12 protein-coding genes are annotated in these 15,974 nt (G+C 67.4%); 7 read left to right on the top strand and 5 right to left on the bottom strand.

Translation table 11 applies throughout. The features are described from left to right. Positions 1-41 precede the first annotated feature (41 nt). Positions 42-521 carry a DUF2231 domain-containing protein gene (locus tag VX037_RS14160; protein ID WP_266060721.1) on the top strand — a complete coding sequence of 160 codons (480 nt, stop codon included), beginning with the start codon at positions 42-44 and terminating at the stop codon, positions 519-521. Between the two features lie 43 nt (positions 522-564). Then, entirely contained in the window at positions 565-1,254 is a 690-nt protein-coding gene (locus VX037_RS14155; protein WP_328714717.1) for a response regulator transcription factor, read from the top strand. Here VX037_RS14155 and VX037_RS14150 read toward each other — a convergent pair. Continuing rightward, positions 1,215-2,660 (bottom strand): sensor histidine kinase, encoded by a 1,446-nt coding sequence (locus VX037_RS14150; RefSeq protein ID WP_328714715.1) that lies wholly within the window; start codon positions 2,658-2,660, stop codon positions 1,215-1,217. The two genes, VX037_RS14155 and VX037_RS14150, sit on opposite strands and share 40 nt — an antisense overlap. A 154-nt stretch (positions 2,661-2,814) precedes the next feature. Between VX037_RS14150 and VX037_RS14145 the strand changes: the two genes are divergently transcribed. Beyond that, positions 2,815-3,504, top strand: coding sequence for a phosphatase PAP2 family protein (locus VX037_RS14145; RefSeq protein ID WP_235722877.1), 690 nt, complete (start codon positions 2,815-2,817; stop codon positions 3,502-3,504). Here the strand turns inward: VX037_RS14145 and VX037_RS14140 are convergent. Next, positions 3,431-4,447: an iron-containing redox enzyme family protein gene (locus tag VX037_RS14140; RefSeq protein ID WP_266060719.1), complete on the bottom strand. Its 1,017-nt coding sequence runs from the start codon at positions 4,445-4,447 to the stop codon at positions 3,431-3,433. The genes VX037_RS14145 and VX037_RS14140 overlap by 74 nt on opposite strands. Positions 4,448-4,536: 89 nt before the next feature. Here VX037_RS14140 and VX037_RS14135 point away from each other — a divergent pair, with 89 nt between their 5' ends. Then, a complete protein-coding gene (locus VX037_RS14135; RefSeq protein WP_235722879.1) occupies positions 4,537-4,773 on the top strand; it encodes a CDGSH iron-sulfur domain-containing protein in 237 nt (78 codons plus the stop codon). Positions 4,774-4,793: 20 nt separating this feature from the next. Here the strand turns inward: VX037_RS14135 and VX037_RS14130 are convergent, their stop codons facing one another. Next, the gene (locus VX037_RS14130; RefSeq protein ID WP_328714714.1) at positions 4,794-9,056 is read right to left on the bottom strand and encodes a non-ribosomal peptide synthetase; all 4,263 of its coding nucleotides are present in this window, start codon (positions 9,054-9,056) and stop codon (positions 4,794-4,796) included. Between the two features lie 209 nt (positions 9,057-9,265). Beyond that, positions 9,266-10,318: an alpha/beta hydrolase gene (locus tag VX037_RS14125; protein ID WP_328714766.1), complete on the bottom strand. Its 1,053-nt coding sequence runs from the start codon at positions 10,316-10,318 to the stop codon at positions 9,266-9,268. 152 nt (positions 10,319-10,470) lie between these two features. On the opposite strand from VX037_RS14125, the gene VX037_RS14120 reads away from it, so the two are divergent. Then, the gene (locus VX037_RS14120) at positions 10,471-11,658 is read left to right on the top strand and encodes an MFS transporter (RefSeq protein ID WP_266060716.1); all 1,188 of its coding nucleotides are present in this window, start codon (positions 10,471-10,473) and stop codon (positions 11,656-11,658) included. 19 nt (positions 11,659-11,677) lie between these two features. Here the strand turns inward: VX037_RS14120 and ku are convergent, their stop codons facing one another. Continuing rightward, positions 11,678-12,652 (bottom strand): non-homologous end joining protein Ku, encoded by a 975-nt coding sequence (ku, locus tag VX037_RS14115; RefSeq protein ID WP_235722882.1) that lies wholly within the window; start codon positions 12,650-12,652, stop codon positions 11,678-11,680. Positions 12,653-12,723: 71 nt separating this feature from the next. Between ku and VX037_RS14110 the strand changes: the two genes are divergently transcribed. After that, the gene (locus VX037_RS14110) at positions 12,724-15,105 is read left to right on the top strand and encodes an ATP-dependent DNA ligase (protein ID WP_287015142.1); all 2,382 of its coding nucleotides are present in this window, start codon (positions 12,724-12,726) and stop codon (positions 15,103-15,105) included. Positions 15,106-15,160: 55 nt separating this feature from the next. Then, positions 15,161-15,877, top strand: a complete 717-nt coding sequence (locus tag VX037_RS14105; RefSeq protein WP_287015141.1) for a dienelactone hydrolase family protein — start codon at positions 15,161-15,163, stop codon at positions 15,875-15,877. Positions 15,878-15,974 lie beyond the last annotated feature (97 nt).

The raw sequence follows: 15,974 nt of genomic DNA, 5'->3' as shown, positions 1-15,974 counted from the left end.
ATTTCAGCGCTTCTTCAACCGAAGCTCGCTACTTTCGCTGTGTGGATACTCTCAACGGATTGCCTGCGCACCCGCTCCTCGTGCACATCCCGGTGGTCTTCGTGCCCTTGACGGCTCTCATGGCCATCGTTGTCGTGTTGTGGCCGGCGGCACAGCGCCGGCTGGGAATCTTGGTGCCGCTGTTCGCCCTCGCCACCCTGATCGCGATACCGATCACCACCAGCGCCGGCGAAGCACTCCAGCAGCAGCTGGGCAACCCGCCGTTCATCGAGCACCACGCCGAACTCGGCGAGCAGATGATCTACTGGTCCGGGCCACTGTTCGGCCTCACCGTGCTGTGGTGGGCGTTGCACAACGAGCGGATCGTCGCTGCGGTACAGACCCGAGTGCCGTCGATGACCGGCCTGACCCGGCGTGTGGTGGACATCGTGCTGGCCGTGGCGATTCTCGCCGTCGCCATCGCATCGATCGTGATGGTGTACCGCATCGGTGACAGTGGCGCCCAGGCGGTATGGGGGTAGCCTATGAACCGAACAGCGCCCGAGCCGCACGGACATTGATCTCATGCGCGTGTTGGTGATCGAAGACGACCCGCGAGCGGCCGAGACGTTACGGCGAACGCTCACGGCAGATGGCTGGGCGGTGGATGTCGCCGAGGACGGCGCCGAGGGTGTCGAGACCGCATGTGTGCGTACCTACGACGTCATCGTCTGCGACATCATGATGCCGGTGCTCAACGGCTACGAAGCGGTCCGCGAGCTCCGCCGGCGCGACGTGTGGACTCCGGTCATGATGCTCACCGCCAAGGACGGAGATTACGACCAGGCCGATGCGTTCGACCTGGGCGCCGACGACTACCTCGTCAAACCCTTCTCCTTCGTGGTCCTGTCCGCCCGGCTCCGAGCTCTCGTGCGCCGCGGCGCACCGGAGCGGCCCGCGATCCTCCGCGCCGGTTCGCTCAGTCTCGACCCCGCCCGGCGTGAGGTTCGGCGCGACGACGAGCTCATCGAGTTGACCGCTCGAGAGTTCGCCGTCCTCGAATACTTCATGCGTCACAAGGGATCGGTGGTCTCCAAGGCCGAGATCATCGCGTCGGTATGGGACGCCCACTACCGCGGCGACGACAATATCGTCGAGGTCTACGTCGGTTACCTTCGTCGGCGCATCGACACGCCTTACGGTCGCCGGTCGATCCTCACTGTCCGCGGCGCCGGCTACCGACTTGCCGAGGACGGCGGCGACTCGACTGGCTGATCCGTTTCCGGTAGTGGCAGTGACACAGTGATGGTCGCACCGCCGCCGGGGGTCTCGGTGACTCCGACGGTTCCGTGATGGGCCCGGACGATCTCACCGACGATCGACAGACCCAGTCCCACCCCGCCGACGCTACGCGTGCGGGTCGGGTCGAGCCGCACGAATCGCTCGAAGATGCGTGCGCGATCCGGCTCCGGAATTCCTGGACCGTCATCGGCCACCGACACTTCGGCCGTGGCACCGCAGATCGCCATCGAGACATCGACGGACGTTCGGGCGTGACGGGCAGCGTTGTCGCTCAGATTGCGCAGAACCCGAGAGATCTGGCCCCGATCCCCGCGCAGACGTACCGGGAGGACGGTGGCGGTGACCGTCAGGTCGGTGGTGAGGTCAAGCCGGGTGATCTCGTCGTTGACGAGGTCGTCGAGGTCGATATCGGCCAACTCGGGAGTCATCCCGAACTCATCGGCACGGGCGAGCAGCAGCATGTCGTCGATCAGATCACGCAATCGATGTGCCTCCGGCAGAAGCAGAGTCGACACCGTCGCGTAGTCGATCGGCTCGCCGGTTCGGCGTGCGAGTTCGAGCAGTCCCAGAATCGTAACCAGGGGGCTGCGCAACTCGTGTGACGAGTCGCCCACGAAGCGCACCTGTTGTTCCCGGGCGAAGGCCAGCCGGTCCAACATCTCGTTCATGGTGGTGGCCAGGGTTGCGATCTCGTCCTCGGTGGCCGGCACGGGAATGTGCTGCGCGCGGCCCGAGCGCGAGATCGCCGCCACCTCTGCGCGGATGGACTCCACGGGCCGCAAAGCCCTGCCCACCAGATAATGGGTGGCGACGACGGATGCGGCGACGATGATCGGGAAAACCACGCACAGCACCGCGAACACCGTCCATACCGTGGCATGGATCGGACCTTCCGCGGCGCCGACCACAACGGTCACCGTTTCGTCGTCCGGGGTCGCGACGCCCTGCACCGTCACGCGATATTCGGGCTCATCATCGCCGTACGCGGCGTCGACGACGGTCTGACGCTGATCGGCCGCCACCGGCCCCACGATGCCGCGGCTTTGCTGGTCACCCGAACTGGCGGCAACGACCCTGCCAGCCGGATCCAGAATCTGGACCAGGTCGATCGTGTCGGTGTGGACGAGCAGCGCCGGATCGATCCCACCCACACCGTCCGTGGCGGCCGAGTCGGCGATCTCGGTGGCACGCGAGGACGTCGCCGCATCCGCGGAGGAGGTGAGCGAGTGATACAGCACGAACAGCACCACACCGCCGGCGATGGCCAGAGCCAACGTCAGCATGCCTGCGCCGAACACGGTCAGCCGCGTGCGCACACTGGTGCGCCGCTGCCGCACACCACGACCCGACGGGTGACGTCGGCGCGACCGCTTGGGCATCCCCCGAATGTACGTCGTCGCGACGCCTTCCCGAACGGCCCGCAGAGACCGGCAACGTCCGCGCCGGTGCGCACCCGCGCGGGCACCTGTCAATTTCAGCCGGCATTCAGCGGCGTACAGCAGTCCCACAGGTGCCTAGCCACATGCTGGCCTCATGAAGCGGTTCTCGGCCCTCATGATCGCGACCGTCCTACTGTTGCTCGTGTTGGCGTACGGAGTGGGCGTGATGACCCGACACCAGCCGTTGGAAGCGCTCGACGAGTCCACTCTCCAATTCGTGCTCGATCACCGGGACCCCACGCGCAGCGGCATCGTTGTCCTGGTCACCGCCCTGTTCGGACCCCTGTGGGTCGCGGTGATGACGATGACAGCAGCGGGAGTCGCATTCGTCGCCGACCGCACCGTGGTTCGTGCGCTGACCATCGTCGCCACCGTCAGCGCAGCAGGCGGGATCTGCGAGATCCTCAAAGTTGTCGTACACCGAGCGCGGCCACCGGCAATCGATCAGATCACCACGGTAGAGACCGTCAATTCCTACCCCTCGGGACATGTGACGGGCATAGCCGCCCTGCTCCTGGTGTTGGCCGTGATCATCACCCATACCACGCTCACGCGATCGATCGCGATCATCTCGGCCCTCGCGCTCACCGCGGTGGTTGCGGCGACTCGGCTGTACATGGCAGCGCACTGGCTCACCGACGTCTCCGCGGCGGTGGCGCTCGCCGGCGCAGCAGCGCTCACCGTACCGGTTGCGGTTCGCGGCGTCGTTCTCAGATTCCCCATTGCCGCAACAGGTACTGCGCGACATCGGCATCCAGCGCAAGGGCGGCACGAAAGCCGGTGAGCAGATCCATCGACAGCGTCGGCTCGGCTTCCAGCAGCGGAACGGCCATGTCGTACAACGCGATCTGCTCGTGCACGGCATCGGCCTCGACGTGTTCGTCGAAGAATGCAGTCGCGGCATCGCCGTAACCCAGTCGTCGAAGACCTTGTGCGTTGCGTTTGTTCGGGATCGACGAGGTGCACTCGAGTGCCAGCAGGTGGCCGACGACCGCCGCCCGCAGTTCACGCCGTGAAGCGAACAATGTCAACGCATTCGACCATGCCAGGGTGATGGCCGGCAGCCCGCTGGCGTAGAGGGCGTAGTCGGTGGTCAACCCGAGTGCCTGCATTGTCCGAGCGAACAGCGTCGAGTGCATCCACTCGTGACGTCCGCCGCCGTACTCGTCGCTTTGGATCTCCACCAGGGCGGCCTTGGCGCGGCCGGTCAACCGCGGGATGGCGGTGGTGTGCGGATCGGCTTCACGCAGGTGGTAGAGCGACCGATGCCGGAGCAGGTCCTGGTAGTGTTCGACGGTCCCGTTCGTCGCAAGGTGCACCGACAGCGGTGGTGAGTCCACGGCGGCGAGCTCGGCGCGCACTCGATCAGGCAGCTCGGCGGCGGTACACGCCACGATCGGACCTGTCCGATCCCGGATCGCGGCCTCGAGTGCACCACCCAACCGCCACCGCAGATCGGCCACCGCGGGATGTTCGTTCCAACGGTCGTCGACACCGGCCAGTCCGCGACCGTCTAGCTCGGCCAGCAAGAACCATGTGCGCTGTGCGTCGAGGTTGTCGAGAAGCGTTGCATCGTGAGGGAGCGTCAACAGCGCCTGATCGCCGACCGCCAGGCCGCGGCGTGGGTCGTGTGGGTTGCCGTCGAGCAGTTCGGCCAGGGCCCGACCGAGGTCACCGCACGGCTCGACCATCGGGCAGCGCCCGGCCCCAACGGTTTCCGTGGTCACGTCGCCATCCACCCACGTTCGGCCACCGGTCGGCGGCTGCGTTCGTCAACTCGCTCGCGTCCGGCCGCCTCGTGGCGCACCATGGTGATATGGATTCCGCTCAGTTCGAGAACCCGCGCAGTGCGCGTCGCGCCCCCGCGCGCATCACGGTCACCCCCGGTGGCCCCCTGGTGGTGCGTGGCGACGTCGAGATCGTCGACACCCTGGGCGATCCGGTGCCGCGGCGCCGCGCCACGGTGGCCCTGTGCCGGTGTGGCCGGTCGGCGATCCAGCCGTACTGCGACGGGAGTCACGCGGTTGGTCGTTCCCCCATCCGCGGCGAGTGAGTGGCGTCGAGGCTGCCGGGTCACATCGACTCCACGCGCTGCACGATGCGTGTCGACACCGCGTCGATCTCGCAGTGGCCGAATGCTTCTGCGCTGCCTGTCATCCGCACGACGAGACCGCCATCACGGGTCGGTGAGCCTTCCACCTGCAGCAGCCACCGTGTGTGCGAAGGCGGGAACACGTGGAGTCGACCGGGGTAGGCGGCAGTATCGATCGCCGGTGTCCACCCGATGAGCAGCGGCACCGCGAACAGGTGGCCGTCCACCGCCGGACGCCCGAGAGCGCACAGCACGTCCTCCATGGGCTGCGTGGTCGCGTCGATACATGCTCGGGCGACCTCGGTGGCACACCGATGATCGGCATCGGCGTCGAGCGGGATCAGCGCGCTGAGGACGAAATCGCCGACGACGTCCTCGGAGCCGGCCGGCCGTCGGGAGATCGGGGTTGCCGACATGATGTGTCGATCGCTGGTGACATCGGCCAGCGCCGCCGCGACGACGCCCCGGAACGCCTCGAACGGTGTCATGCCCCGGGCGGCGGCGTCCTCAAGAAAACGCTCGTAGAATCGCACACCGATCACGGTCCTGGCGCGAACTGCCGCGGCGATCGGCAGGTGGGCGGGCGTGATGCCGGCCAGCGTCCACGCCGCATCCGGTGCGGCAGAGACGATGTCGGCGTGGCGAGGGTCTCCACTCGACTCGGTCGGACAGTGCCACGGCCCGGTCGGCGCCGGCGGCAGGCGCCGACCCTGCATCAGCGCGGTCGCCTCAGCAGCCACGATCGCCAGCGACTGCCCGTCGACAGCGATGTGGTGCGCGACGATGACCACCGCCGTCACGGTGCCGGCGGGGCCGGTGACCATCGCGACAGCGACCGGAGGAGCGGTTCGCACGTCGAGCTTTACCGAGAGTTCCGCAGCGATCAGCTCCAGATCGGTGCGTCCGGGCGTCGCCGGCGACTCGGTCACCGACAGCACCGCGTCCACCGAGATGTGCGATTCGGTGTGCACGACCGGACCGTCGGCGGTGTCGGGAAAGCTGGAGCGCAACAACGGGTGTCGGTCCAGCAGTGTCTGCACCGCAGAACGCACGTCGGCCGGCTCGGCCGCGGCTGCAGACTCGGGTACCCACGCGATGCGGATGAGTTGCGCGGCCCGATCACCGGGTTCGCGGGACACGGTGCGCTCGGCGGCAGACAGAGAACGCTCGCACTGCCGCTCGCTCGGCGAGGGCGACGGTCGCGAGGGCTGCCGGGGTGTGTCCGACATCCGGGCGGCGACCTCGGCCAGAGCGGGTGCGGTGAGCAGGTCGTTGGCGGTGACCTCGGGATATCCGGCGGCGGCGAGTACCCGGGCGGCCCGTATCACCGCCAGCGAGTCGCCACCGTTGTCGAGGAAGCTGCGATCGAGATCGATCGACGTCACGCCGACCGCGTCAACGACGGCCTCGAGCACCAGCTCTTCTCGTACCTCCCGGGGCCGACGAAGCGCCGGCTGTTCGGGCAGGTGGTGCGCATCGAGCGCCCGCCGGTCGAGCTTGCCGTTGCCGGTTCGGGGCAGCTCGTCGAGACTGACGATCCACGACGGGATCATGTAGGTCGGCAGACTCCGCGCGAGATGGCTGCGCAGATCGCCGGCATCCGGTGACGTACCGGGTGATTCGGGTACCACGAAGGAGATCAGCGCCTTTCGGCCGGAGGGCAGTTCACGCAGGACTGTGGCGCTGTGCCGCACTGCGTCGGCCATGCTCAGCGCGGCATCGATCTCGCCGAGTTCGATGCGCAGTCCGCGCAGCTTCACCTGGTGATCTCGGCGCCCCAGGATGTGTACCTCCCCGTCGTCGGTCCACGTGGCGAGATCACCGGTTCGGTACATCACCGGGTCGTCGGCGAACGTGCACGCCTCGAAGACGGCGGCGGTCTGTTCTGGGTCGTCGAGGTACCCGTCAGCCACCTGGGGACCCGAGCAGTGCAGGGTACCGAGCGCGCCCGGTGGTTGGGGCCGTCCTCGGCGGTCGAGAATCGCTTCGGTCACCCCGACCATCGGTGGTCCGACCGTCACCGGTCGGCCCGGAACGAGCTCGCCGGAGAAGTTGATGCTGCACCGGGTTTCGGTGGGCCCGTACGCATTGCGCATCCTCACGCGGTCGCCCCAGGTTGCCACCAGCCGGGCCGGGATGGCTTCGCCACCGAGCACCACGTGCTGAAGTCGGTCGGCGACACCGACGGGCAGGGTGTCGAGTACCGACGGCGTCACGATGATGTGGGTGACGTCGCGCTCGTCGATCACAGCGGCGAGCGCGTCACCGCCGTGCGCCGTCGTCGGTGCGACGACCAGGGCAGCGCCGGTGGCCACCGAAGACAGCATCTCGACGATTCCGGTGTCGAAGGTGGGCGCGGATGCGTGCAGCATCCGGGATTCCGGTGTGAGCGCATATGACCGCCGGATCTCTGCCACCAGCGCAGGAATTCCGCGATGTGGCATGTCCACACCCTTCGGCTGACCCGTCGATCCGGAGGTGAACAGTAGGTATGCGCGGTCGTCGGCACCGCGGTCGATCCCGGGGGGTTGCCATGCGGGTTCGTCGGTGGTGTCCGATGTGGACTCGTCGATGCCGGTGATGTCGAGTTCCACCCAACGCACCGGCGGCGGACCCGGTCGGCCCGGGGCGCACAAACCCACTCGGACATTGGTGCGCGCCAGAATTTCCCGCGTCCGGCTTGCGGGCGCGAATGGATCATTGACGGGCACCCACACTGCGCCGGCCCGGACCACCGACCAGAACGCCACGACCGACGTCGCCGACCGGTCGACGCACACCGCCACCGCGTCCCCCGGTCCCACCCCCTCGCTGATGAGCGCCCGGGCACCACGATCGGCGGCGGCCACGAGGTCGCCTCGAGTGAGTACGACATCACCGTCAAGGATCGCCGGCTCCGCCGGACGGTGCGCGCGAAGGTGCTCGAGCATTCCCGCGGTCGGGACGAACGGTGGCGCCGGCGGCCCACTGCGGCAACGGAAACGGCCCCACTCGCCGGGCAGGAAGATCGACCTGTCCGACACCGGCTCGTGCCCGTCGATCTCGTCCAGCGTCGCAGCCAGGTGTCCGTCGAATCGGGCAGCCAACGTCGCCAACCCATCCGAGTCGACCCGCTCGGACGGCGCCTCCCAGGTGATCGCCCGCAGTCCGTCGTGATCGGCCGGGTGCAGGGTGACCGCCACATCGCCGACCGGTCCGGTCCGCAGCACCTCGATCTGCCAGTGCACCCCGTCCACGGTGGGCCGGCTCACCGCAGGTAGGAGGTTGACCACCGCACCGAAGTCGGTGATGTCCACGCGCGCACGCATCATCTCTTCACGCCGGAACAGCTGGTGGCGCAGGCTTCCCACCACGGTGGTGGCGACCTGCGTGACGGCACTACGCACTGGCCTATCGCCGATCCCGTTGAGGGACAGTGGAATCACGTTCGACAGGGGTGCGACAGTCCGCTTGCGCACACCTGATGTGCGGGCCGCGACCGGCAGCGACAATCCGACGTCGGGAGTGTCGAGCATCCGCGCGCAGAAGGTCGCGAAGGCGGCCACTGTCTCGGTGGATGTCGGCGACCGTTCGCCCGTCACCTGCCTCGTGACGCGGGTGATGGCGGAGGTCGGGACGGTCGGCGCGCCGGCGAGAAACGATGATTCGTGGCGGGCCAGAGTGTCTGCCCAGTACGACGCGTCGGTATCGTGCCGATCAGACTGTTGGTAGCGCGCGTCAGCGCGGTCGATGTCTGCGTCGCTCGGTACGCGTAGATCGCCGGCACACGCGGTTCCGCCGTACACATCGGCGATGTGTCCCATCACCCGCCAGGCGCCGGCACCGTCGGTCAGCACATGGTGGACGCGTACCACCCAGTGATGCAGTTGCGGGTGCATGGTGTGCAATTCGCTGCGCCACAACGGTGTGGTGAGATCGGCGCCGTCGAGCGCATCGATGAACTCGTCGGCGCGCAGAGCGCCGGCGGTCACCGGGTCGGGCTCGCCAGAGAGATCCACGAGTTCCACCACGGCCCGCCCGGAGCCTGCCGGCCGCAGCGGCTGCGCGCAGTCGGGGTCCGCGGGAGACAGTTCGGGCGGGATGTGCACGTCGTGCCAACCGATGTGGTCGAGCACGTCCCGGGTCGACCGGATGAGGCGACGGGTGTCGAGGGGTCCGACGAGGGTGACGCGGAAGGCGACCACATGCGAGACCTGGGGCCGAAACAGTTGCGCCAACCAGAGCGCTCGTCGGGCGACCGTCACCGGTGCACCGGCCCTGTCGCCGAGATGCACGCTCGATGAGACGTTCCGATGGCCGCGAGGTCATTGCCGATTGTGTGTACCACCTGTCGTCGGATTACGACCCGACAGGACTTCGGCGACCGTCCGGTCACCGCGATTCCCGCCGCCCCAGTGAGTACTCATACCGCCAACCTATGGTGCAGAAGTTGAAAGGATGCTGAACCCGCGGGTCAGGCCCCGAGCGCCCGCGCGAACATCGGCCAGGACTGGTGCATCTGGTCCTGCCAGTATCCCCAGGAGTGCGTACCGGCGGCCGGGAAACGCACGGTCGCCGGGACGCGTAGTGCCGCCAGCCGACCGGCCAGGGTCTGCGTGCAGTATCGCGACACCGCCTCGGAAACACCGCCGACGGCCACCTGATCGGCCAGTGCCCCGACGTTCCCACCGATCCTGCGGTCGCTCAGCGTGTCATGCGCGCCGGGCAGACCGGTCGCGGCGCTGATCCACAGCGCGGGTGTGCGATTGCGCAGCTTGTAGGCGTTCACCACCGGGTCCTGTGCGGTCCATTGCGGGTCTCCCGGCGGACCGTACATGTTGCTCGCGTCAGCACCTCCCGGGAAGAACGCGACGGACCGAAGTGCGAGCTGCCCCTGGGGAGAAGCGGTGTCCGCACACCCGGAGTACGCACCGACCGCACGGTACATCCCGGGATGGTTCTCGGCGATCCGGATCACCGCGGTCCCCGACATCGAGATCCCTGCAATCCCCCGCGACCGAGCGGGCCCAGTGACGCCGCCGTGTGCGCGTTCGAACGCCCGGGGCAACTCGGAGGTCAGGAAGGTCTCCCACCGCAACGGCCGATTCGTGGTGACCCCGAAGCGGAAGTTCGCAGCCGGATCGACACGCCGCCAGTCCGCGTAGTAACTCGCGGCGCCGCCGATCGGGGTGACGGTCCAGACGTTCTTGCGGGCGTAGAAGGCGTTGGCATCGGTGGCGTGCGTCCAGTCGTCATCCTTCTCACCGCCGGTCGATCCGCTCAGCAGATACATCACCGGCGCACCCGGATTGTTGTTGGCCGGCGACTGCACCAGCACCGGGACCTGAGTGTGCATCGACGGCGACCACACCGAGGCCACAAAGTTGCGTGGCGACGTCCGCGTCTCTCGGTAAGGCGCGGCCGAGGTGGCGTGTGCGTACCGAACACCGTCCAAGGTGTCCCCGCGTGCCGGGGTGTGACCTGCGACGACCGCGGTTCCGATGACAGCGGACAGCGCCAGCAACATGGCCGCGGCACTGCGGGTCACTACTCGAATCGACTGTGGCATGGGGCCCTTTCGGGTCGCGGAGTGCCCGGGATCGGCCGCCGGACAATGCCATAGTAGGCACAGGGCCGGTGTTACCCGGAGCGCATTGGGTCAAACGTCCAGGAGGTGACATGACCGGCCGCGGATCAGCGCAGAACGCCCGGCCCGTGATGTTGGGCGTCACCGTGCTCGCGCTCACTCAGTTCGTGATCATCGTCGATGAGACCGCGGTCTCGATCATCGGCCCGGTGATGGCGCGGGACCTGCATCTCGGAGCCGAAGCCCGACATGTCCTGATCACCCCGTTCGCGGTGGCATTCGTCTGTGCGCTGCCACTCACCGGAGCACTGCTTCGGCGAGCCGACCCGCGGGCCGCCGTGATCCCGGCAGCGATCGCCTTCGCGCTGACCGCGGGCGCAGGCGCTGCGGCACAGAACCTCCCGCAACTCGTCGGGGCACGGGCTGCGCAGGGTGCGGCCGCGGCGGTCAGCGCAACGTGCCTGCTCGCGTCTGTGCATCTGGTCACGTCCGGGCACCCGCTGCGGGTCCGCGCATTCGCCGTGTTCTCGCTGGTATCCGGTGCCGGGGCCGTCTCCGCGCTGGTGCTGATCGCACCCTTGGCGAGCGCGTCGTGGCGCTGGTGTTTCGTCGCGGTCGCCGTAGGGGCCGTGGGGTGCGCCGGCGCATGGATGGCGGTGTCGCGGCGACTCCGGCGATTGTCGCCGGAGTCGCCCGATGCGCCCGACCCCGCACTGTCCGGGGACGTGCCACCGCGGCCAGACCATCTCACCGCGTGGACATTCGCGGCCGTCATCGGAGCAAACGCCGTGCTCGCACTCACCGTGATCAGTGTGAGCTTTGAGCTCCAGCAGGATCACGGGTGGTCGCCCACCCAGATGGGCTGGGGGTTCCTGGTGCTCAACGGTGCCGCCGCGCTCGGTGCCCTCACGGTGGCTCGAGTCGGCGCGGCGAGCTCGGTGCGCCTGCCGTTGATTGTCGGCATGTTCGTCCTCGCCGGTTCCTGCATCTTGTCGGCGACCGTTGCGAGCACGCCGATCACGTTGCTCCTCATCACGATCCCGGTGGGTCTCGGTATCGGGGTGGTGTTCCCCGTCGCCAATCACGGCACCCTGGACACCGCAGGCGCACGTCCGGTCGGGCGGGCCGCGGCGCTCGGGGCCGCGCAGCAGGCAGGACTGGCGGCCGGCGCGATCGTCGCCGCCACACGTTCAAACATCGTGGTGCTGGGGGTGGCGGTCGTCGTCGCCGTCGGGGTACTGACCGCCCTGCTGCTGACCGCGACAACCGCCCGCACCTGATACGCCGATGGCGCGGCCGCTACGCAGACTTCTTGGCAGCGGTCTTCTTTGCCGTGGTCTTCTTGGCGGCCGTCTTCTTCGCCGTCGACTTCTCGGTGGTCTTCTTGGCCGCGGTTTTCTTCGCCGGCGCCTTCTTTGCCGGTGCTTTCTTCGCCGCCGCCTTCTTGGCCGGTGTCCTCTTCGCGGTGGACTCCTCGTCGTCGGATCCACCGCCGGAGTCCTTGTCCTTCACCGATGCTCGCAGCGCGGCGAGCAAATCGGCCACCTCGGAGTCCTCGTCGGCCTCGGGCTCCTCGTCACTTTCCGGGAACGCCTCGGCACCATCGGCCTTGGCTTCCACGAGTTTCGACAGTTCGTTCTGGTAGCGGTCCTCGAACTCCGACGGGTCGAAATCCTTGGCCATGGTCTCGATCAACGACGCCGCCATGTCGAGCTCCTGCGGGCGGATCTCGGTGTCTTCCTCCAGGAACGGGAAGTCCGCGGCACGCACCTCGTCGGGCCACAACAACGTCTGCAGCGTCATCACGCCGTCCACCACCCGCAACGCAGCCAACCGGGTGCGGTTACGCAACGTGAACTGGGCGATGGCGAGTCGTTCGGTCTTCTGCAGCGCCTGCGCGAGCAACGCATACGCCTTCGGCGATTTCGACGATGGCTCGAGGTAATAGGGCTTGTCGAAGTAGATCGGGTCGACCTGTTCGGTCGGCACGAACTCCAGGATCGAGATCTCCGGGCTCTTCTGCACCGGCAGCGTCGCGAGGTCCTCCTTGGTGAGGATCACCGTCTCGCCGGAGTCGGTCTCGTAGGCGTTGGCGATGTCGGAGTAGTCCACCTCGGTGTCGGTGCCCTCCCGCACCCGGCGGTACCGAATTCGCGTGCCGTCCTTGGAATCGACCTGGTACGACCTCCGGTCGTGACTTTCCGTGGCGGAGTACACCTTGACCGGCACGTTGACCAGGCCAAAGCTCAGATCGCCCTTCCAGATCGAGCGCATGCGCCCCATTGTGCCACCCATTCGCGCGATCCTCGGCCCCCACGACAAGTCGGGCGTGGACAATGGACGTCATGGGTGGTGGTGAGAGCCTCGACATCGACGGCCGGCGTATCCCCATCACCAATCTCGACAAGGTGCTGTTTCCGACCACGGGAACCCGGAAATTCGAGGTCATCGACTATTACTCGCGGATCGCGACAGTCATGTTGCCGCACCTGGCGGGCCGTCCGATCACCCGCAAGCGGTGGCCGAACGGGGTCGAGTCGATGCCGTTCTTCGAGAAGGATCTACCGTCATCGGCGCCGGATTGGCTCGCACGGTTCGGCGAACAGCACAGCAAACGCGTCATCACCTATCCGCTCGCGACGTCGCGGGCCGACCTGGTGTGGTTCGGGCAGATGGCTGCGCTGGAACTGCACACCCCGCAGTGGCGGGTGCCGGCTGACGAGGCAGCACCCAAGGCTGATCGCCTGGTCCTCGACCTCGACCCCGGGCCGGGGGTGCCGCTGACGCAGTGCGCTCAGGTCGCGTTGATGATTCGCGACATGCTGGAGGCGGCCGGGCTGACGGCATTCCCGGTGACCAGCGGTGGCAAGGGTATGCACCTGTACGCCCGGTTCGATCGGCCCGTCTCCCCCGATTCCGCCCGCACGGTCGCCAAGCAGATCGCCACCTCCCTGGCGGCCGCACATCCCGACGACATCACCGCGACAATGGCGAAATCCGTCCGTACCAGCAAGGTGTTCATCGACTGGAGCCAGAACAGCGGATCGAAGACCACCCTCGCGCCCTACTCGATGCGTGGCCGCGAGCAACCATGGGTGGCCGCACCGCGCACCTGGACCGAACTCAGCGAGCCCGATCTCGCGCAGTTGCTGTTCAACGAGGTCCTCGAACGGGTCGACTCCGTCGGCGATCTCCTCGCCGACCTCGACGAGCTGCCCGAACTCGATGACGCCGCACCGACCCCTGAGGAGACCCGGAGCGCCAGCGGAGGATCGCCACGTTGGGCCCCCGAACCGAATCCCGTCGTCAGCCTCGGCGAGTACCGCCGCAAACGTGACGCCGACAAAACCCCCGAACCGTTCGGCGACGAGGCCCATCGCGAACGGACACCGCCCGAAGACAACCGGAGCGACCCCATTTTCGTCATCCAGGAACACCACGCCCGACGCCTGCACTACGACTTCCGGCTTGAACGCGACGGTGTGCTGGTGTCGTGGGCGGTGCCGAAGAACCTGCCCGACGACCCGGGTCAGAATCGGCTGGCCGTACACACCGAAGACCACCCGATGGACTACGCCGACTTCGAAGGTGACATCCCGGCCGGCGAATACGGTGGCGGCCACGTGGAGATCTGGGATCGCGGCACCTACGAGACGGAGAAGTGGCGCGACAACGAGGTCATCGTGCGGTTGCATGGCAACCGAATCCAGGGCCGCTACGCATTGATCAAGACCGGTGACAAGAACTGGCTCGCACATCTGATGAGCGACGAGCCGCGACCGATCCTGCCCGACAGCCTGCGTGATCCGCGGCCGATGCTGGCCACCGACGAATCGATCGAGAACCTGGACGGGCGAGACTGGGCGTTCGAGGGTAAATGGGATGGCTATCGAATCCTGTTGCGCTACATCGACGGGAACTTCCGACTCACCTCCCGCTCGGGCATCGACATGACCGCCGACTTCGCCGAATTGCAGTCCATTGCCGACGATCTGGGCCTCATCGACGTGGTCCTCGATGGCGAGGTGGTGGCCCTCGACGCCAGCGGCCGCACCAATTTCACCCTGCTGTCGGCGCGCAACAACACCGACGAGGAGCTGACGCTGAAGTTCTACATCTTCGACATCCTCTACCTGAACGGAACTTCCCTGCTACGCAGGCCGTGGTCGCAGCGTCGTGAGCTGCTCACCGAACTTGCGCCGGCCTTCGCCCGTTCGGCCTACGCGGAGGTTCCGGCGTTGCTACCAGGGCCAGGCCGCGCGGCAGTCGAGGAGAGCCGCGAACAGGGCTACGAGGGTGTCGTCGCCAAGCGCCGGACGTCGACATATCAGCAGGGTCGTCGCACCACCCAGTGGCTCAAACACAAGAACTGGAGCGACATCGAGGTGGTGGTCGGCGGCTACCGCCCGGGCCGGGGCAATCGGGCGCACACTATCGGCTCATTGTTGCTCGGGCTCCCCGAGGACACCGGGCTGCGGTATGTGGGCCGCGTCGGCACCGGCTTCACCGACGCCCAATTGCGGTCCCTGGCCGAGGAACTCGAGCCCCTGCGGATCAACCGCTGCCCGTTCGTCGACAAGCTCGACCGACCGGTGGCCTCCAGCGCCGTCTGGGTGCTACCCAAGATCGTCGGCGAGGTCCGGTTCATGGACTGGACCACCACCGGCCACCTGCGCCATCCCAGTTGGCGCGGCATCCGCCGGGACAAACTGCCCGGCGACCTGTGAGGAGAAGGGAGGACCCACGTCCAACGAACTCATCGCCATCAGCACTCCCGACGGCGTGGCTGATGCCTATGTGACCACTCCCGACGACGTGCCCGGCCCCATGCCCGGTGTGCTGTTCATCGTCGACGCAATCGGCTTACGTCCGCAGACAAAGGCGATGGCCGATCGGATCGCGTCCTGGGGCTATGTCGTACTGGCGCCCAACGTGTTCTACCGCGACGGGACCGCTCCCACTTTGGAACCCGTCGGCGACCTGACCGAGCCGGAGAACCGTGCGACGTTCATGTCCGAGGCAATGTCGCGGGTGAAGGCACTCACCAACGACCTCGCCGAGCGTGACCTGTCGGTCTACATTGACACCCTCCGCGGGCGCGACGACGTCCGGCAGGGCGACATCGGTGTCACCGGCTACTGCATGGGCGGCCGACTGGCGTTGCTGGCCGCGGCGACCCGCCCCGACGCGGTCGGTGCGATCGGTATGTTTCACACGGGCGGCCTCGTGACCGACGACCCGGACAGCCCACATCGCCTGCTGCCGAGAATCCGAGCCGATGTTCTGGCGATTCACGCAGACCAGGACCGTTCGCTGCCGCCGGAGGCCGTCGCCGAGTTCGAGCACGCGTTGACCTCATGTGGGGTCAGCCATTCGGCTTGGGTCCACGAGGGCGCCCACCACGGGTTCACCATGGCCGACACGGCCGTGTACCATCCGGCGGCGGCTGAAGAACACTTCGAGCGACTCGACGAGCTGTTCACCCGAACACTTCGTTGACGCGCGGTGGGTGCGGGACCCTAGCCTCGATCTTTCACGTGGCCGGCGTTTGTGGTGGTCAGCGGGTCAGCGTGGGGTGAGCAGGGGCGATTCCCGG

This window comes from Gordonia sp. Z-3 (genome assembly GCF_036233855.1).
Taxonomy (GTDB): Bacteria; Actinomycetota; Actinomycetes; order Mycobacteriales; family Mycobacteriaceae; genus Gordonia; species Gordonia tangerina.
This window is presented reverse-complemented; position numbering and strand designations above follow the sequence as displayed.

Coding starts and splice junctions, on each gene's coding strand:
- VX037_RS14110 (WP_287015142.1), top strand. CDS start 12,724: ATGGGTGGTGGTGAGAGCCTCGACATCGACGGCCGGCGTATCCCCATC.
- VX037_RS14155 (WP_328714717.1), top strand. CDS start 565: ATGCGCGTGTTGGTGATCGAAGACGACCCGCGAGCGGCCGAGACGTTA.
- ku (WP_235722882.1), bottom strand. CDS start 12,652: ATGCGCTCGATCTGGAAGGGCGATCTGAGCTTTGGCCTGGTCAACGTG.
- VX037_RS14135 (WP_235722879.1), top strand. CDS start 4,537: ATGGATTCCGCTCAGTTCGAGAACCCGCGCAGTGCGCGTCGCGCCCCC.
- VX037_RS14120 (WP_266060716.1), top strand. CDS start 10,471: ATGACCGGCCGCGGATCAGCGCAGAACGCCCGGCCCGTGATGTTGGGC.
- VX037_RS14145 (WP_235722877.1), top strand. CDS start 2,815: ATGAAGCGGTTCTCGGCCCTCATGATCGCGACCGTCCTACTGTTGCTC.
- VX037_RS14150 (WP_328714715.1), bottom strand. CDS start 2,660: ATGCCCAAGCGGTCGCGCCGACGTCACCCGTCGGGTCGTGGTGTGCGG.
- VX037_RS14125 (WP_328714766.1), bottom strand. CDS start 10,318: ATGTTGCTGGCGCTGTCCGCTGTCATCGGAACCGCGGTCGTCGCAGGT.